10 protein-coding genes are annotated in these 14,843 nt (G+C 71.0%); 6 read left to right on the top strand and 4 right to left on the bottom strand.

All coding sequences use genetic code 11. From position 1 onward, the window contains the following. Window positions 1–81 precede the first annotated feature (81 nt). The 3 genes from FXO18_RS14680 (at window position 82) to FXO18_RS14670 (ending at window position 2,940) form a co-directional block, all read left to right on the top strand. Entirely contained in the window at window positions 82–408 is a 327-nt protein-coding gene (locus tag FXO18_RS14680; protein WP_149361884.1) for a DUF6802 family protein, read from the top strand. A gap of 325 nt (window positions 409–733) precedes the next feature. Next, window positions 734–2,566 carry a phosphoenolpyruvate carboxykinase (GTP) gene (locus FXO18_RS14675; protein ID WP_149361883.1) on the top strand — a complete coding sequence of 611 codons (1,833 nt, stop codon included), beginning with the start codon at window positions 734–736 and terminating at the stop codon, window positions 2,564–2,566. 158 nt (window positions 2,567–2,724) lie between these two features. Then, entirely contained in the window at window positions 2,725–2,940 is a 216-nt protein-coding gene (locus tag FXO18_RS14670) for a dodecin (protein ID WP_149361882.1), read from the top strand. Here FXO18_RS14670 and FXO18_RS14665 read toward each other — a convergent pair. Beyond that, window positions 2,937–3,740, bottom strand: coding sequence for a class I SAM-dependent methyltransferase (locus FXO18_RS14665; protein ID WP_149361881.1), 804 nt, complete (start codon window positions 3,738–3,740; stop codon window positions 2,937–2,939). The genes FXO18_RS14670 and FXO18_RS14665 overlap by 4 nt on opposite strands. Window positions 3,741–3,896: 156 nt before the next feature. On the opposite strand from FXO18_RS14665, the gene FXO18_RS14660 reads away from it, so the two are divergent. After that, entirely contained in the window at window positions 3,897–5,117 is a 1,221-nt protein-coding gene (locus FXO18_RS14660) for a glycosyltransferase family 4 protein (RefSeq protein ID WP_149361880.1), read from the top strand. On the opposite strand, the gene FXO18_RS14655 is transcribed toward FXO18_RS14660, so the two are convergent. After that, complete coding sequence (locus FXO18_RS14655; RefSeq protein ID WP_149361879.1) at window positions 5,088–6,893, bottom strand: hypothetical protein; 1,806 nt, start codon at window positions 6,891–6,893, stop codon at window positions 5,088–5,090. The genes FXO18_RS14660 and FXO18_RS14655 overlap by 30 nt on opposite strands. Window positions 6,894–6,959: 66 nt before the next feature. Here FXO18_RS14655 and FXO18_RS14650 point away from each other — a divergent pair, with 66 nt between their 5' ends. Beyond that, a complete protein-coding gene (locus FXO18_RS14650) occupies window positions 6,960–8,186 on the top strand; it encodes an MATE family efflux transporter (RefSeq protein WP_328593444.1) in 1,227 nt (408 codons plus the stop codon). On the opposite strand, the gene FXO18_RS14645 is transcribed toward FXO18_RS14650, so the two are convergent. Continuing rightward, window positions 8,165–9,289 (bottom strand): DUF3068 domain-containing protein, encoded by a 1,125-nt coding sequence (locus FXO18_RS14645; protein ID WP_187774382.1) that lies wholly within the window; start codon window positions 9,287–9,289, stop codon window positions 8,165–8,167. The genes FXO18_RS14650 and FXO18_RS14645 overlap by 22 nt on opposite strands. A gap of 144 nt (window positions 9,290–9,433) precedes the next feature. Here FXO18_RS14645 and FXO18_RS14640 point away from each other — a divergent pair, with 144 nt between their 5' ends. Continuing rightward, window positions 9,434–10,675: an acyltransferase family protein gene (locus tag FXO18_RS14640; RefSeq protein ID WP_235900690.1), complete on the top strand. Its 1,242-nt coding sequence runs from the start codon at window positions 9,434–9,436 to the stop codon at window positions 10,673–10,675. On the opposite strand, the gene FXO18_RS14635 is transcribed toward FXO18_RS14640, so the two are convergent. Continuing rightward, window positions 10,582–14,835 (bottom strand): alpha-(1->3)-arabinofuranosyltransferase, encoded by a 4,254-nt coding sequence (locus tag FXO18_RS14635; protein WP_235900689.1) that lies wholly within the window; start codon window positions 14,833–14,835, stop codon window positions 10,582–10,584. The two genes, FXO18_RS14640 and FXO18_RS14635, sit on opposite strands and share 94 nt — an antisense overlap. Between the last annotated feature and the right edge of the window lie 8 nt (window positions 14,836–14,843).

The raw sequence follows: 14,843 nt of genomic DNA, 5'->3' as shown, positions 1-14,843 counted from the left end.
GCGCCGGAGGGGAACCAAGCGGGAGGCTGGTGCGTCCAAGCCAGTGCGGGAGGGCTCCGCGCGAAGAGGAGGACAAGCACCATGTGGACACCGGATGAGCTCGCGGGCGGGGGATGCCTCGGCGATCTGCTCGGGGAACGGGAGGGGCGCGCCGGCGTGTCGCCGGAGCTGTGCAGGCCGGAGCTGCTGAACCCGTCGCTGGACCTCGATGGTGATGGAATCCACGACAGCGCTCGATTGCTCGTGGGGGAAAGCGTGATCGTGGCCACGGATTACTCCGCGGATGGGTACATTGACTCCGTTGCCAGCTTCGATGCTGATGGCACGTACACGGTGTGGAATGTGACGAAACCGGCAGCTAGTGAAGGTGAACAGTGGCAGATCAACGATGAGGGGCTGCTAGCCTAGGGGCGAGGTGCTGCATCGGTGCTCGACCGTGAGCGCGCGGTGGGGCCGGTGCTGCGGATCCGCTCTCACAAAGGGCTGGCTGGGTCCGCTGCGGTGGTTCCATGCGGCACTCGCAGTGGCCAGAGGCGCACAACCCCTCGCGTCGGCGCTAACCTGTTTATTAGGACACCAGGTGTTTGCATTTTCGGTCGACCGGAATCAGCATGTGCTTCCGGTTGTTCGTAACAGTGCAGGCACCGAACTGAGTGGATGCGGCAAGGCTCGCCCATCCCGGCCGCCCGGCCCGGGATACGAGCCGCGACCGGTCCCATACCAGGAGAGGCTGATGACAGCAGCGACCATTCCAGGGCTGAACGGAACGGGCGATACGGTTCCGACGAAGCATGCAGAACTTCTCGCGTGGGTGCAAGAAGTCGCCGAGCTCACCCAGCCGGATCGCGTCGTGTTCGCCGACGGTTCCGACGCCGAGTGGGAGCGACTCACCGATCAGCTGGTCGAGGCCGGGACCTTCACCCGCCTCAACGACGAGAAGCTGCCCAACTCGTTCCTGGCACAGTCCGATCCATCCGACGTTGCCCGCGTGGAATCGCGCACCTACATCTGCAGCGAGCGCGAGGAGGACGCCGGGCCCACGAACAACTGGATGGCGCCCGACGAGATGCGCCGCACCATGACCGAGCTCTACCGGGGCAGCATGCGCGGCCGCACCATGTTCGTGGTGCCCTTCTGCATGGGCCCGCTGGGCTCCGATGACCCCAAGCTCGGTGTCGAGATCACCGACTCCGAGTACGTCGTGGTCTCCATGCGCGTGATGACCCGCATGGGCAGCGCCGTCATGGATCTGCTCGGCGAGGACCGGCCCTTCGTCAAGGCACTGCACTCCGTGGGCGCGCCCCTCGAGCCAGGCCAGGATGACGTTCCGTGGCCCTGCAACGACACCAAGTACATCACCCACTTCCCTGAGACCCGCGAGATCTGGTCCTACGGATCCGGCTACGGCGGCAACGCCCTGCTCGGCAAGAAGTGCTACGCGCTGCGCATCGCGTCCGCCATGGCCCACGACGAGGGCTGGCTGGCCGAGCACATGCTCATCCTCAAGCTCATCTCGCCCGAGGACAAGGTCTACTACATCGCGGCTGCGTTCCCGAGCGCCTGCGGCAAGACCAACCTCGCGATGATCCACCCGACCGTGCCGGGCTGGCGCGCCGAGACCCTCGGCGATGACATCGCCTGGATGCGCTTCGGCGAGGACGGGCGCCTCTATGCCGTCAACCCCGAGTTCGGCTTCTTCGGCGTGGCACCGGGCACCAACTGGAGCTCCAACCCCACCGCCATGAAGACGATCGAGGCTGGCAACACCGTCTTCACCAACGTCGCCATGACCGATGATGGTGGCGCGTGGTGGGAGGATCTCGAGAACCAGCCCGAGCACCTCATCGACTGGCTCGGCCAGGACTGGACGCCGGACTCCGGGCGCAAGGCCGCCCACCCGAACTCGCGGTACTGCACCCCGATGTCGCAGTGCCCCACCCTCGCCCCCGAGTGGGACGATCCGCAGGGCGTGCCGATCTCCGCGATCCTCTTCGGCGGTCGCCGCAAGAACACGGTCCCGCTGGTCAACCAGTCCTTCAACTGGCAGCACGGTACCTTCATGGGCGCCACCATGTCCTCCGAGCAGACCGCTGCCGCCGAGGGCCAGGTCGGCTCCGTGCGCCGCGATCCGATGGCGATGATCCCGTTCCTCGGCTACCACGTGGGCGACTACCTGCAGCACTGGATCAACATCGGCAAGAACTCCGACGAGTCGAAGCTGCCGAAGATCTTCTACGTCAACTGGTTCCGCCGCGGCGAGGACAAGCGCTTCCTCTGGCCAGGATTCGGCGAGAACAGCCGCGTCCTCAAGTGGATCGTCGAGCGCATCGAAGGCACCGCGGACGCGCAGGCCACCCCCATCGGGTACGTGCCGACCGCCGCCGACATCGACCTCGAGGGCCTCGACGCCGACCGCAACGACGTCGATGAGTCGCTCTCGGTCAATGTCGACGACTGGAAGGCCGAGATCCCGATGATCGAGGAATGGCTGCAGTTCGTCGGCGACAGGCTGCCGAGCGGCATCCGTGACGAGTTCGAGGCACTCAAGGAGCGCCTCGACAGCTAAGCCGTCGCGCATCCATGCCTGCAAGAGGACCGGCCTGCTAGCCAGGCCGGTCCTCTTGTGCATCCAGGACTGCCCGCGGGGCCGCGAAACCGCTGCGCCAGCCCCGCGATCATGGGAACAATGGGGGAACCGGTAACCCCCGAGCTACAGGAGCACCCATGGCAGACCACACCTATCGCGTCTCCGAGATCGTCGGAACCTCGCCGGACAGCATCGAGGACGCCGTGAGCGGCGCTATCGGGCGTGCATCGCAGACCCTGCGCGGCCTCGACTGGTTCGAGGTCACCGAGATCCGCGGCCACATCGTCGACGGGGCCGTCGCCCACTACCAGGTAGGCATGAAGGTCGGCTTCCGCCTCGAGGAGCCCAGCTAGCCCGCCTCGCGCTTGCGCAGCACCAGCACCAGGTTGCTGGTGATCACCTCGCGCAGCACCGGTACCCGCGCTGCCCACCATGACCACCACGGGTTGTAGCGCGGGAACGCCGCCACGAGCTCCGCCGGCCCCCCTGGCGCGCTCGCGGCCCGCGCCCACCGCAGGCCGGCCGCAGCGGTGATCGGGAACAACGACACCCCAAACCGGTTCTTCGGCTCGTGGCCGTGCACGCGGCGATACCGGCGTGCCGCGAGCTCGCCGCCGAGGAAATGCCACTGACCGGTTTCGTGCCCGCCGAAAGGGCCCCACCACAGGGTGTAGGACAGCACCACCAATCCGCCCGGACGGACCACTCGCACCATCTCGTCCGCCAGCATCCACGGTGTGGCCACATGCTCGGCCACGTTCGACGAGAAGCACATGTCCACGCTGTCGCTGCGGATGGGCAGCGCCATGCCCGAGCCCCGCACCGAACCGGGGTGGCGGATGCCCGCAGCATGCATCTCCGAGGCATCAGGCTCCACCGACACATAGCGCGCGCCGAGCTCATCGAACGCCTCGGAGAAGTACCCCGGCCCTCCGCCCACGTCCAGCACGAGACGCCCCCGCAAGTCCTGGCCAGTCGCCCCGGCCTGCACCTCGGCGAGCATCAGCGCCGTATCGTCGGCGACCGCTCCGTAGAACCGGGCCGGGTCGGACTGCTCGAAGCGGAAAGCCCGCAGCAGCGACCAGGATCGTCGCAGCGACGCATGCCGTGCGAACGCGCGCGAGGCTGGCGGGGGAGCTAGGAGAGGCGACACATCGATACAGCGTAGTGACGATCACGGAACGGCACACCCTGGCCATCCGTGGTGGCAGGCAGCCGCGCACGCGTCTATCGTGTGGCAGAGCCCATCGCGGGCAGGGCACCGCCGGTGCCCGCGGCGGAGCGCTGGTCGAGGAGTTGGGAGCAACGCGTGCGCGAGGTCTTGCTGTTGTGCTGGCGCGATACCAGCCATCCGCTCGGCGGCGGCAGCGAGCGCTACCTCGAGGAGGTCGGGGCCGGACTCGCCGCACGGGGAGCCCGGGTCACCCTCCGCACTGCCCGCTACCGCGGCGCGCCCCGATCAGAGGTGCGCGACGGCATGCGCATCAGCCGCGGCGGCGGTCGCCTCACCGTCTACCCCTGGGCGCTGCTGGCCATCGCTGGAGCCCGGCTGGGGATCGGCCCGCTGCGCGGCTGCAAGCCGGACGTGATCATCGATACGCAGAATGGCGTGCCGTTCTTCGCCCGGCTGGTGGCGTCCGCGCCCGTGGTGCTGCTTGTGCATCACTGCCATCGCGAGCAGTGGCCCGTGGCCGGGCGGCTGCTGGCGCGGCTCGGATGGTGGATCGAGTCGTGGCTCTCGCCCCGGCTGCATCGCCGCGACCAGTACCTGACCGTCTCCTTGCCGTCGGCCGACGAGCTCATCGGCCTCGGTGTCGCGCCCGCCCGCATCGCGGTGGCTCGCGCTGGCGCGGACGCTCCGCCCCCCAGCGTGCCCCCCGGGACATCCGCGACCAGGTCCGCGAGCCCCACCATCACGGTGCTCTCGCGGCTGGTGCCGCACAAGCAGATCGAGGACGCGCTCGTCGTTGTCTCACGGCTGCGCGAGACCATTCCTGGCTTGCGCCTCGATGTCATCGGTGACGGATGGTGGCAGCCCCGGCTGCGCCGAGAGGTCGCTGCCCTGCGGATCGACGACGCGGTCACCTTCCACGGCCATGTCGACGAGGAGACCAAGCATCGCCTCCTGTCGCGCTCCTGGCTGCACCTGATGCCCTCCCGCAAGGAAGGGTGGGGCCTCGCCGTGATCGAGGCGGCCCAGCATGGGGTACCGACCATCGGCTACCTCTCTTCGCGCGGCCTGACCGACTCGATCATCGATGGCGTCACCGGGCGCCTCGTCACCGATCGTGACGAGCTCGTGGAGGTGGCGCGGGAACTGCTCGACGACGATGTCGAGCGCGCGCTGCTCGGCGAGAAGGCGCGCGCCCGAGTGGCGGAGTTCTCCTGGGAGCAGTGCGCCTCGAGCGTCGAGACGGTCCTCGCGGCCGCAGCGCGCGGGGAGCGCCGGTCGGGGATCATCGCTGGCGGGAGCGGGGCGAGCCTGGACGGCATCACCCTGTCATCGCGTCCCGACCGCCGTTCTGCCTGACCTTCCACGGCCGCGTCCCGACCGGGCCACCGTGCTCGCGAGCAGCGCGGACCCCGCAACGAGCAGCGCGAGCCACGCCACGTGCGCTACCAGCGCAGCTACGAAGGCCCTGTCATCGCGCGCTACGGGCGTGATCGGTCCGGGCACCTCGTGCAGCACCACATCAGTGCCCGCCACGACCACGGGCAGCGCCGCCAGCACCGCTGCGGACTCGCCGCGTTGCCCCGCAGCAGTGGGCTGATCGACCACCCAGCGGATTCCCAATGCCGCAAGGTCCTCCGGCGCGCCTCCTGCCAGCAGGATCGCCTCCACCGCGCGGGCGCGCGAATCCTCGCCCCGGACCACCGTGCCCCCCACCGGAAGATCGCTCGTGATCACCACATCGCGCGGCAGCATCCGCGGCGCGGGATCCAGCACCACCTCGCCCGGCGCGTAGGGATAGCGCCGCAGCAGGCCCGCGGGCAGCACCGCGACATCGCCGGGGCCGGAGGCCTCCTCGAGGTGCTCCGCCACCGCTGACCATTCGTCCGGGTACTGGATCGGTCGCAGTACCCCTCCCGCGCCCCAGGCGGCGTCCGGCAGCACCGCCACCAGCATCACCACCAGCAATGCCGGGACGGCACGAGGGGCGCGCGCCTGGGCCAGCCAGCGCGTGGCAGCCGCGGCGCACAGCACCAGGAAGGGCACCGCGAGCGCCACCCACTTGTGCGTGTCGCGCAGCAGGCCCCCGCCCGGCAGCGCGACCAGCACCTCCATCGCTCGCAGCCCGGGACCGGTGGCCGCGAGGGCAGGACCGAGCACCGCCGCCGCAGCGAGGATCGCCAGGACCAGGCCCGCGCGGGGCGGCGCGATCCCTGGCTCCAATGGGGCGGCACCGCGCGGGCCACTCCGGAACAGTGCCCATCCGCCCGCCAGCACGATCAGCACGATCCACGCCGTGGCCAGCACGCCGAGGCCCGCGGCCCGGCTCTCCGGTACGGCACCGGCGTTCCAGATGCCTCCGAGGCTCACCAGGCTGCCCAGTGTGCCCAGGCCCGTCTCGGCGCGTGCCGCGAACGCCGCCACCCCGGCAGCATCGCTGGCGCCTGCCTGCCCCGACACCACTGCCGCCACCACCCACGGAGCTGCCACGACCACGCTGATCGATCCCAGCGCGCCCACCGCGCGCGCCACCCGTGGCGGCGGGAACGCGATCAAGCCAGCGCACGCCGCCACGACCGCGAGGACCGCCCCCGTCGGGGTCAAGCCTGCTACTGCCATCGACACGACGAGCAGCGGGAAGCCACCAGGAGCACGCCGATGGATCCGCGCGGCCGCGACGATGACCCAGGGCAGCGCGCCATAGCCGGCGAGCAAGCTCCAGTGCCCCTGCAGCAGTCGTTCCACCACATAGGGGTTCCACACGGCCAGGGTCCCCGCCACGACCTCCGCGCCCGTCCTGCCATGACCGGGCGCCCACCACTGCCGCACCAGCGCGATCGCGCCCCATCCCCCCGCGAGCAGGAACAGCGACAGCAGCACTGTGACCAGCACGCCACCATCGATCCAGCGGGAGAGCAGGGCCAGCAGCCAATCCTGCGGAACCGCGCGCGGCGCCGATCCCCCCACGCCGAGCGCCGAGCTCGTCATGTAGGAGCGAGGCGTGGCGACCGCGTCGCGGTGCAGCAAGTAGCCGGGCCGCCACAATGGCAGCAGCATCACGGTGACCAGCAGCATCACATGGGCAGGGCCGGCCCAGCGCGACCAATGCCGGGCCCGCGGACCAGGAAGGGGCATGCCGGAACGATACGTGCCACCGGGCGCGGCTGGCTTGCCGAGGCGTGGGCACGCCATGATGGTGGCGTGACTGGACAGGCGCGCGCGGGCACTCTCATGGCGGGGATGTCCCTGGTGACGGCTGGGTCGCTCATCGCCAACGCCGCCTCGTACCTGCTTCATGTGCCCGCGAGCAGCTGGCTGGGGCCAAGCAGCTATGGCGCGTTCGCCAGCCTGCTCGCCGCGCAGCTCATCCTGGCGGTCCCGGCGCTGGCCCTGCAGATGGTGGTGGCACGCCGCATCGTCACGGGACGCCTGGCTGGCATCGAGCGGACCGGGGAGGCACGCCACCTCGGTGCCGCGACGGTCATGCTCGTCGCCGTGGTGGCGCTGGTCGTCGTGCCCGTCGCCTCGTGGGCGCTCGGGACCTCGCTGCTGGCGACCTTGCTGGCGCTGAGCACAGCACCCCTGCTGGTGGTGCTCGCCGCGGAGCAGGGCATCCTGCAGGGCACCGGGCGGTTCGGGGCGCTCGCGCTGGTGATCGCCGGTGCCGGGCTCGCCCGGGTGGTGCCCGCCATCCTCGTCCTCGCGCTGGGCGGGGGAGTGGAAGGGGCGCTCGGGGCGGGAGCTCTCGGCACCATCGTGGCGGCGATCGCTGCCCGGCGCCTGGTCGGGGCGGCTCCGCGGGAATCTGGCGCGCAGGGCCAGGCCCGCCCGGATGTGGCCGCGGTCCTTCGCGCCTCGCAGGTGCAGCTGGTGATCATGGCGTTCACCGCGATCGACCTGCTGATCGCGCGCATGGTGCTCGACGAGGTGGCCGCCGGGGTGTACGCGCTGGGCACCGTCGCGGCGAAGGTGGCGTTCTGGCTGCCGTTCGCGGTGGGGGTCGTGCTGTTCCCGCGGATGGCGGACCCCGCGCGCACCCGAGAATCCCTTGGCTCGATGCTTGCCGTGCTCGCTGTGCTGGGCACCACGATCACGGTATCGGCGTGGCTGCTCGCGCCGATCGTGCCCCAGGTAGTGGGGGAGGACTATCGGCCCGTCGTGGGCGTGCTGTGGCTGTTCGCGGCCCACGGCGCCATCCTCAGCGCGGTGCAGGGCGCGCTGCTGTCGGTGATCGCACGGGATCGCACGGCCGTCGCGGCGCTCGCCTGGACCGGCCTGGCAGTGCTGGCCGTGGTGCTCCTGCTGGTCCCCGGCACGGTCACGGGCTTCATCGTCACCTCGTTGCTGGTCGCCACGGTGACGCTGGTCGCGGTGGTGACGGCGGTGCTGTGGTCGCTGCGGGAGCCCTACCCGCGCGCGCCCGTGTAGAGCTTCACGGCGGGGTCATCGTCCGGATCCGCTCCGCTGCCGGGCCCGCCGCTGTCGCTGGGAGCCTCCTCGGGCCGGGACGCGCGGAGCCCGAGAGCGAGGCCCGCAGCGAGCGACACGAGCCCGAGCACCACCAGGATCCACGATGCGTGGATCGATACCGGGCCAGCGCCGATCGCGAGCTGCACCCGGTCCCGCTCGGTCCGCGCAGCGTCGAGCTGGGTAGCAGTGGTCGCGCTGGTGAACGCGAGATCATGCTCGGAGACCAGCAGGGCCTGGTCTGCTGGACCGGTGCCGAAGAACTGGCTGGCCTGCTCGCGGGCGTCCACGATGGTGCCGGAGACCGGCTCGACCCACAGGTCGCGCAGCACGGTGTAGTAGCGGTTCATGAACACGATCTCCCCGACATCGGCCGCGGACTCCTCCACCAGTCCCCATGCCGAGCGCGTCATGCCGACCCGGTTCGCCTGGTCGCGGGTGGCAAGGAACAGATCCACCGGCCCCAGCGATTGCTGGTAGTGGCGCACGGTCACGCCGTCGAGCTCGGTGTCCGCCACGAACTCCGCTGCCGAGGCCTCGCGGGCGGTGAGGTCATACACCGGGTATGACTGGGGTCCCGCCCCATACGGGAAGCGGTACTGGAGGCCGTCGCGGGGCAATTGCACGGCCGGGGACTGCCGATCGATCTGCAGCGAGGCCACTGGCTCGGCCAGGGGCATCGCGTCATGCCGGTCGATCGTCACCCGATCGATGTGCGCCGAGACCAGGCCACGGCCCGGCGTCGAATCAGCACGCATCAGCGCGTAGCCTGCCTGCAGCGTGGCGGCCTCGCTCGACACCGGATCCTCCACGGTCACGCGCGTCTGGCTGCGCAGCGCGATATCTTCCTCCCACGGATCCTCGTCGCCCCTCGCGAGCCGCGCCGCATCGAGCAGGGTGCCGGAGCCCTCCATGATGCGGGTGGACTCATGACCGAGGGGCAGCCGCTCGAGCCGTGGCGCGGTATAGAGGGGAAGCAGCACCGCCACGACCAGGAGGAACACCGCGAGCCCCACGAGCAGGGAAGCGGCAAGACGGGCGGCGCCCCCGGAACGTCCAGCCATGAAGGATTCCCCCGTAAGCATCATGCACAGTGAAACTCGACTACGATCGACCGACGATAACAGCTGTCCCAGCGGACCACCCGGCAGGAATTGCTGCCGTTATGCAACCAATACCCGCGGGATACGGGGGCGACACTGATGAGCATGGAACCGCGCAGCACGAGCACCACAGTGGCCTCGCCAGTAGCGGGCGCGGCCGGATTCCTCCCGGCCTGCGAGGGGCTGCGCGCCGCTGCCGCGCTGGGCGTGCTCGTCACCCACGTGGCCTTCCAGACTGGGTCGGTCACCGATACGATGATGGGCCGGATCTGGGGCCGATTCGACCTCGCCGTGGCCGTGTTCTTCGCCCTCTCCGGCTTCCTGCTGTGGCGCCCGCACGCCCGCTCCGCGGGGGCTGCTGCCGCCGCCTCGCCCGGCAGCACGACCCGCTACCTGCGGCACCGCATCGTCCGGATCATGCCCGCGTACCTCGTCGTGGTGATCGCCGTGCTGGTGCTGCTTCCCGAGGCGCATGGTGCCTCGCTGCAGACCTGGCTCGGCAACCTCGCGCTGGTCCAGGTATTCGTCCCCTACAGCCTCACCAGTGGGCTGACCCAGATGTGGAGCTTGTCGGTGGAGATGGCCTTCTACCTGCTGCTTCCGCTGCTGGCATGGGTGCTGTGGCGGTTGCGGGGGCCCGCCGCGCGATGGCGCGTCCCAGTCATCGCCGGCGCAGCGCTGCTCAGCCTGGCGTGGGGTTTCCTGCCCATCCCCACGGCCGATGGGGTGCATCACGACAACTGGCTGCCCGGCTACCTGGCGTGGTTCGCCGCAGGGATGATCCTCGCCGAGCAGGCCATCCGGCCACCGGCCTGGGCGGTGCGGCTGGCCCGGGCGCCGGGGCTGATGCTGGCCCTCGCAGTGATCGCCTTCGCCGCCGCCGCCTCCCCCCTCGCCGGGCCGCCCGGGCTCGTCGACCTCGTCGCCCACGAGTACGCCGCCAAGATCGCTGCCGGAGCGCTCCTGGGCTACGCCCTCCTCGCGCCGATCGTGCTGGGCGAGCCTGGCCGGTCGCACCGTATCCTCGCGCACCCGGTCGCGCTGACGCTGGGCCGTTGGTCCTACGCGCTGTTCCTCTGGCACGTCGCCGTGCTGATGGTGGTGTTCCCCATCCTTGGCGTGCCGCCCTTTTCCGGCTACATGCTGGTGGTGCTGCTGCTCACCGTGGCCATCAGCGTCCCGATATCGTCGATCAGCTTCGCGCTGGTGGAGGAACCATCGCGCCGGGCGCTCCACGCCTGGGAGGAGCGGCGCTACGGGTCCCGCCTGGTCGGCCAGGCGGCGATGACCACCGCCGCCACAGCCACGAGCGCGAGCGCCTGCGTCGAGGCGTCGTCGCCCAGGTAGCCGCTCGGTGATCGCCAGGGCCCCGTCGACAGGACCGCGGCGGACAGGGCCATCGCGGTGCCCGCCCCGATCGCTAGGCCGCGGCTCGCCCGCGCTGGGCCCCACTGGCGGGAGATCCCCCACGCTGACGCCGCGACCAGCAGGTACAGCACTGCCCCGGGCACTCCCGCGATCAGGGCGGCCGCAGCCAGGCCGCCGAGCATCGCGAGGCGGCGGGATCGCCACGCGCGCGACGGCGGAACGTCCGTGCCCTCATCCTCGCGGCGCAGCAGCAGCACGGACCCGAGCGGAACCAGGAGCGCGAGCCCGCCGAACAGGGCGAGTCGGTACCCGGTGTCCAAGGGATACGACAGCGTCACCGAGCCCGTGGTCCCTGCCGGGATGACCCAGCCCTGCTGCCACCCGTTGATCGTCACCGGGTCCAGCCGCGTCCCGTCCGGCCCGTGCGCCACCCACCCGGTGTTGCGGCTCTCCGGAATGACCAGAAGCTCATCGGACGCGGCATCGACCTCGACGACACGATGCGCGGGTGACCATTCCGTGGCCTCGACCGGCATGGCCGATCCACTGCCGCCGACAGGCGCCGCGGGGATTTCCAGCCGGGCTCCGTCGACCTGAAGCACCTCGCCCGGATCCACGGTCACCATGCTGGTCCCGGGCCCGAGCTGCACCACCGAGGAATCGCACGGGATCGCCTCGACCATGGAACCTGCCCGGGCCTCGGCCTCCGTCATCGTCACCGAGAACCGCACGGTGTCCTCGCCCACCGCTAGCCGGGGCCCATCCTCGCAGTCGATCTCGATCACGCGCGGTGCCTCGTCGCGCGCCCCGATGACGCCGTCGCTGCTCCGCACCGCGATATCCGCGATGCCGGGCGGAACCGTGCTCGACAACCCGAAAGGCTCGGTGGTGCGGGTCTCGCGCCAGTCGAGGATCGTCACCTCCACCTGGTCAGTGGTCACCGCGGGAACGGTGATCGAAACCGATCCTTGCTCCCGCTGCGCGGCGGTGACCTGCACCGTGGTCGTCGATTCCCCGGTATCCACCCGTAGCGCCGTCGGCATGGCGGGCACCCGCGCGCGCGGCAACGTCACATCGACGCCCGTGACCTCGTGCTCGCCCGGCAGCTCCACGGTCACCGTGGGAAGATCGCGGGCGGCAACGCTCGAGGTGGCCGGCGCGTACCACACCGTCCGTGGGTCGCCATCCGCCGCGGCGAACGCGCTGCCCCGGGTATCGCCGATGCTCGTTGGCCCCACGCCACGCGGTGCATCCTCACCGGTCAGCAGCTCCTCGAGGCCCCCGCTTTGCCGCGACCGGACGAAGAGGCGCGCGCTCGCTTCGATCTCCTCGTCGGTGGTGATGCGCCGCGATAACACCCCTGGCTCCTCGGCGGCGCGGCCCAGGGACGGCAGGCAGATGGCCTGCACGGGCCCATCGAGGCAGGGCAGCCGCTGCGGGTGCTCCTGCCCGAGGTCCCATGCCGTGACAGTCGCCCCGGCCGGGGCGGGAGGAACGTCGAGGACCCGCCCCAGCTCGACCTCCCGTCCTTCCGCGGCCACCGAGAGCTCCGCGATGCCGAACTGCCCACCGAGGGAACCGTCCTCCGTGGACCGCGCGGTGATGCGCGCCCAGGTCGTCGATCCGAGCGGCAGCGCCGCCACGACTTCGTCCCCGGCCTCGGGCACATGCACGGTGGATGATCCGTTCTCCGTCCTGACCTCGAGGAAGCGGACCTCGGGCCCTGCCGCGGCCGTGCTGGTGGTGATGCGCAGCACGGCTTGCTCGATGGGATCCTCGAAATCCAGCTGGAGCCACTGGCCCACCGCGGCCTCGCCACTGTTCGACAGCCAGGCCGTTGAATCGTTGCCATCCACGGCCGCGGCGGGCCCCGCTCCTGGCTGCACCGCGCCGATCTGCGTCGCATCGCCCGCCGAGGACGACACCGTGATGCTGGGGCCGACAGGAACAGCGTGGACGAGGGGCTCCTCGGTGGCGTAGTCCGCGACCCGGTTGCGGGTGCGGCGCGGATCATCCCGGCTCAGCGCGTGCGAGCGCTGGTGATCGACCCGCCCGAAGTCAGCTTCCCGGGCCACTGGTGTGTCCGTCACGGTGATTGGCCCCACGGGCAGGCCCGCAGCGAGCGCGTCCCGCGAGAGCACATGGGGAACGGCTTCGTCCGGATGCGCGCGCTCATGCAGGCGCAGCAGGACCTCCGGGCCGCCCTGCACGACCGGGACATCGGCCACCGGAATCGTGCGCGCGCCAGCAGGGAAGCTGGGGTCGGTGACGACCTCGAAGATCTCGATGGCAGGGAAGCGCGGGCGCGTCCCCGCGCTCGCCACCGTGATCGACTCGTCGTCCCCGCCATCCGACTCGGGCGGCCGCGGTCCAACAGGCCCGCCGAAGGTCTCCGCCTCGACCAGGCCCGGGGAACCCAGCAGCGTCTGGCGGGCGATCGCTGGCGACACCGACTGCCCGGTGACGGGGTCGATATCGTTGCGCAGCACCACATGCCGGATGCCTTGTGCCGCGAGCATCGGTGCCAGCCCTGCGGAGGGCTGGCCCGCGACGAGCAGCCGCTGGACGGAATCGAGCATGCGGATGCCGCCGGGCGGGATCAGCGGAACGATATCCCGGCTGCCCCAGGGCGTGGTGGCCAGTGGTTGCAGCGGCTCGTCGCGGGTCAGGCCCCACACTTGCGAGCCGAACGGCGCGGCGGGGACCACCAGCGCGCGCGACGGCAGGCCCGTCTCAGGGCCCTCGGAGTTGCTGGCGAGCCATTGCGCCGCCTGCGCCCAATAGTCCGGGATGCCGCCGTGCGCGCCGCGCGGGGCGAGCTTGCCCGTCCATACCAGCGATGTCGCGACCGCCACGGCAAGCACCACCGCGGTCGCTACCGCCATGATCGGCGCGCGCTCGGGGTGGGCGATCGCGCGGCGCCACACTGGCCGCGGGACCGCTCCCGGCAGCGGGGCCCGCGCGAGCAGCGCCGCCAGCCCGACGGCGAGCGGCAGCCGGATCAGCGGCTCCAGCTTGTGCACGTTGCGCATCGGTGCGCCTGCGCCATCGAGGAATGTCCGTGCGATCTCGCTGATCGGGGATCCCCACGCGCCGGCGTACCCCACGCCGATGCCCACCAGGCCGATGACCAGCACCAGCACCAGGCGCCCACGGGCGGGGGAGGGCAACGCCAGGCCTGCGAGCCCGGCTGCCGCGACCAGCCCGGTGGCGAGCACCGAGACCGGCTGGGTGACGAGGATCGCCCCGGCCATGCGATCCGGGGAGATGAACGGCGTCCAGCTATCCGTGCCCCGCAGCACCTCCACCAGCGACGTCCACCGCGTGGTCGTCCCCGCGGACTCGATGTAGTCCAGGAACGGAGGGCTGACCGAGCCCAGCATCAGCAACGGCACCGTCCACCACGCGGTCGCGACGATGCCCAGCGGCACCCACCATGCGGTGAAGCGCCACCACCGTCGGTCCGGGCGATGCGCCAGCCACCACACCACCGCGACCGCCGCGCCGAATGCCGTGGCCACCGCGTTGATCGCGCCCATGCAGGCCACCGCGAACGCTGATGCTGCCGCGAGCTGCCACAGGGGCCGCCGGGACCGACCGTCGAGCGCGAGGATCACCGGCAGCAGCACCCACGGGGCGAGCATCATCGGTGTGGTCTCCGAGGAGATCGCGCCGATCGTGGTCAGGACGCGCGGCGAGCACGCATAGGCGGCCGCGGCGATGATCCGGGACGGACGCGTGCCGATGCCCAGCGCCTCGGTGACCCGGATGATGCCCCAGAAGCCCGCGGCGAACAGGATCGCCCACCAGATCCGCTGGGCCACCCACGCTGGCACCGCCAGGGCATCGGTGGCGACGAAGAAGGCGCCCTGCGGGAAGAAGTACCCGTAGGCCTGGTTCTGGGTCTGCCCGAACGGGGCGAGGCTCGACCACAGGTGGCTCGCGCGCTCCAGGAAGCCGCGCGGGTCTACGACCAGATCAAGCTTGGTGTCGGCGACCAGCAGGCCCGGGGCCTGCAGCAAGCTCGCGACGAGCGCGACCAGGACGACGACAAGCAATCCCCATCGGGGAAGCGGGCGCGAGGCGCCCGGCACCGCGTCCCCCGTGCGGGCGGGCGCGGGATCGGCTCCGGCTGCCAAGAACTCGC

This window comes from Lolliginicoccus suaedae (assembly GCF_008312885.1).
Classification (GTDB): domain Bacteria; phylum Actinomycetota; class Actinomycetes; order Mycobacteriales; family Mycobacteriaceae; genus Lolliginicoccus; species Lolliginicoccus suaedae.
This window is presented reverse-complemented; position numbering and strand designations above follow the sequence as displayed.

What these genes read in the sequence shown, in the direction of transcription:
- FXO18_RS14680 (WP_149361884.1), top strand. Translation starts at nt 82, where the DNA reads ATGTGGACACCGGATGAGCTCGCGGGCGGGGGATGCCTCGGCGATCTG.
- FXO18_RS14675 (WP_149361883.1), top strand. Translation starts at nt 734, where the DNA reads ATGACAGCAGCGACCATTCCAGGGCTGAACGGAACGGGCGATACGGTT.
- FXO18_RS14670 (WP_149361882.1), top strand. Translation starts at nt 2,725, where the DNA reads ATGGCAGACCACACCTATCGCGTCTCCGAGATCGTCGGAACCTCGCCG.
- FXO18_RS14655 (WP_149361879.1), bottom strand. Translation starts at nt 6,893, where the DNA reads ATGCCCCTTCCTGGTCCGCGGGCCCGGCATTGGTCGCGCTGGGCCGGC.
- FXO18_RS14645 (WP_187774382.1), bottom strand. Translation starts at nt 9,289, where the DNA reads ATGGCTGGACGTTCCGGGGGCGCCGCCCGTCTTGCCGCTTCCCTGCTC.
- FXO18_RS14640 (WP_235900690.1), top strand. Translation starts at nt 9,434, where the DNA reads ATGGAACCGCGCAGCACGAGCACCACAGTGGCCTCGCCAGTAGCGGGC.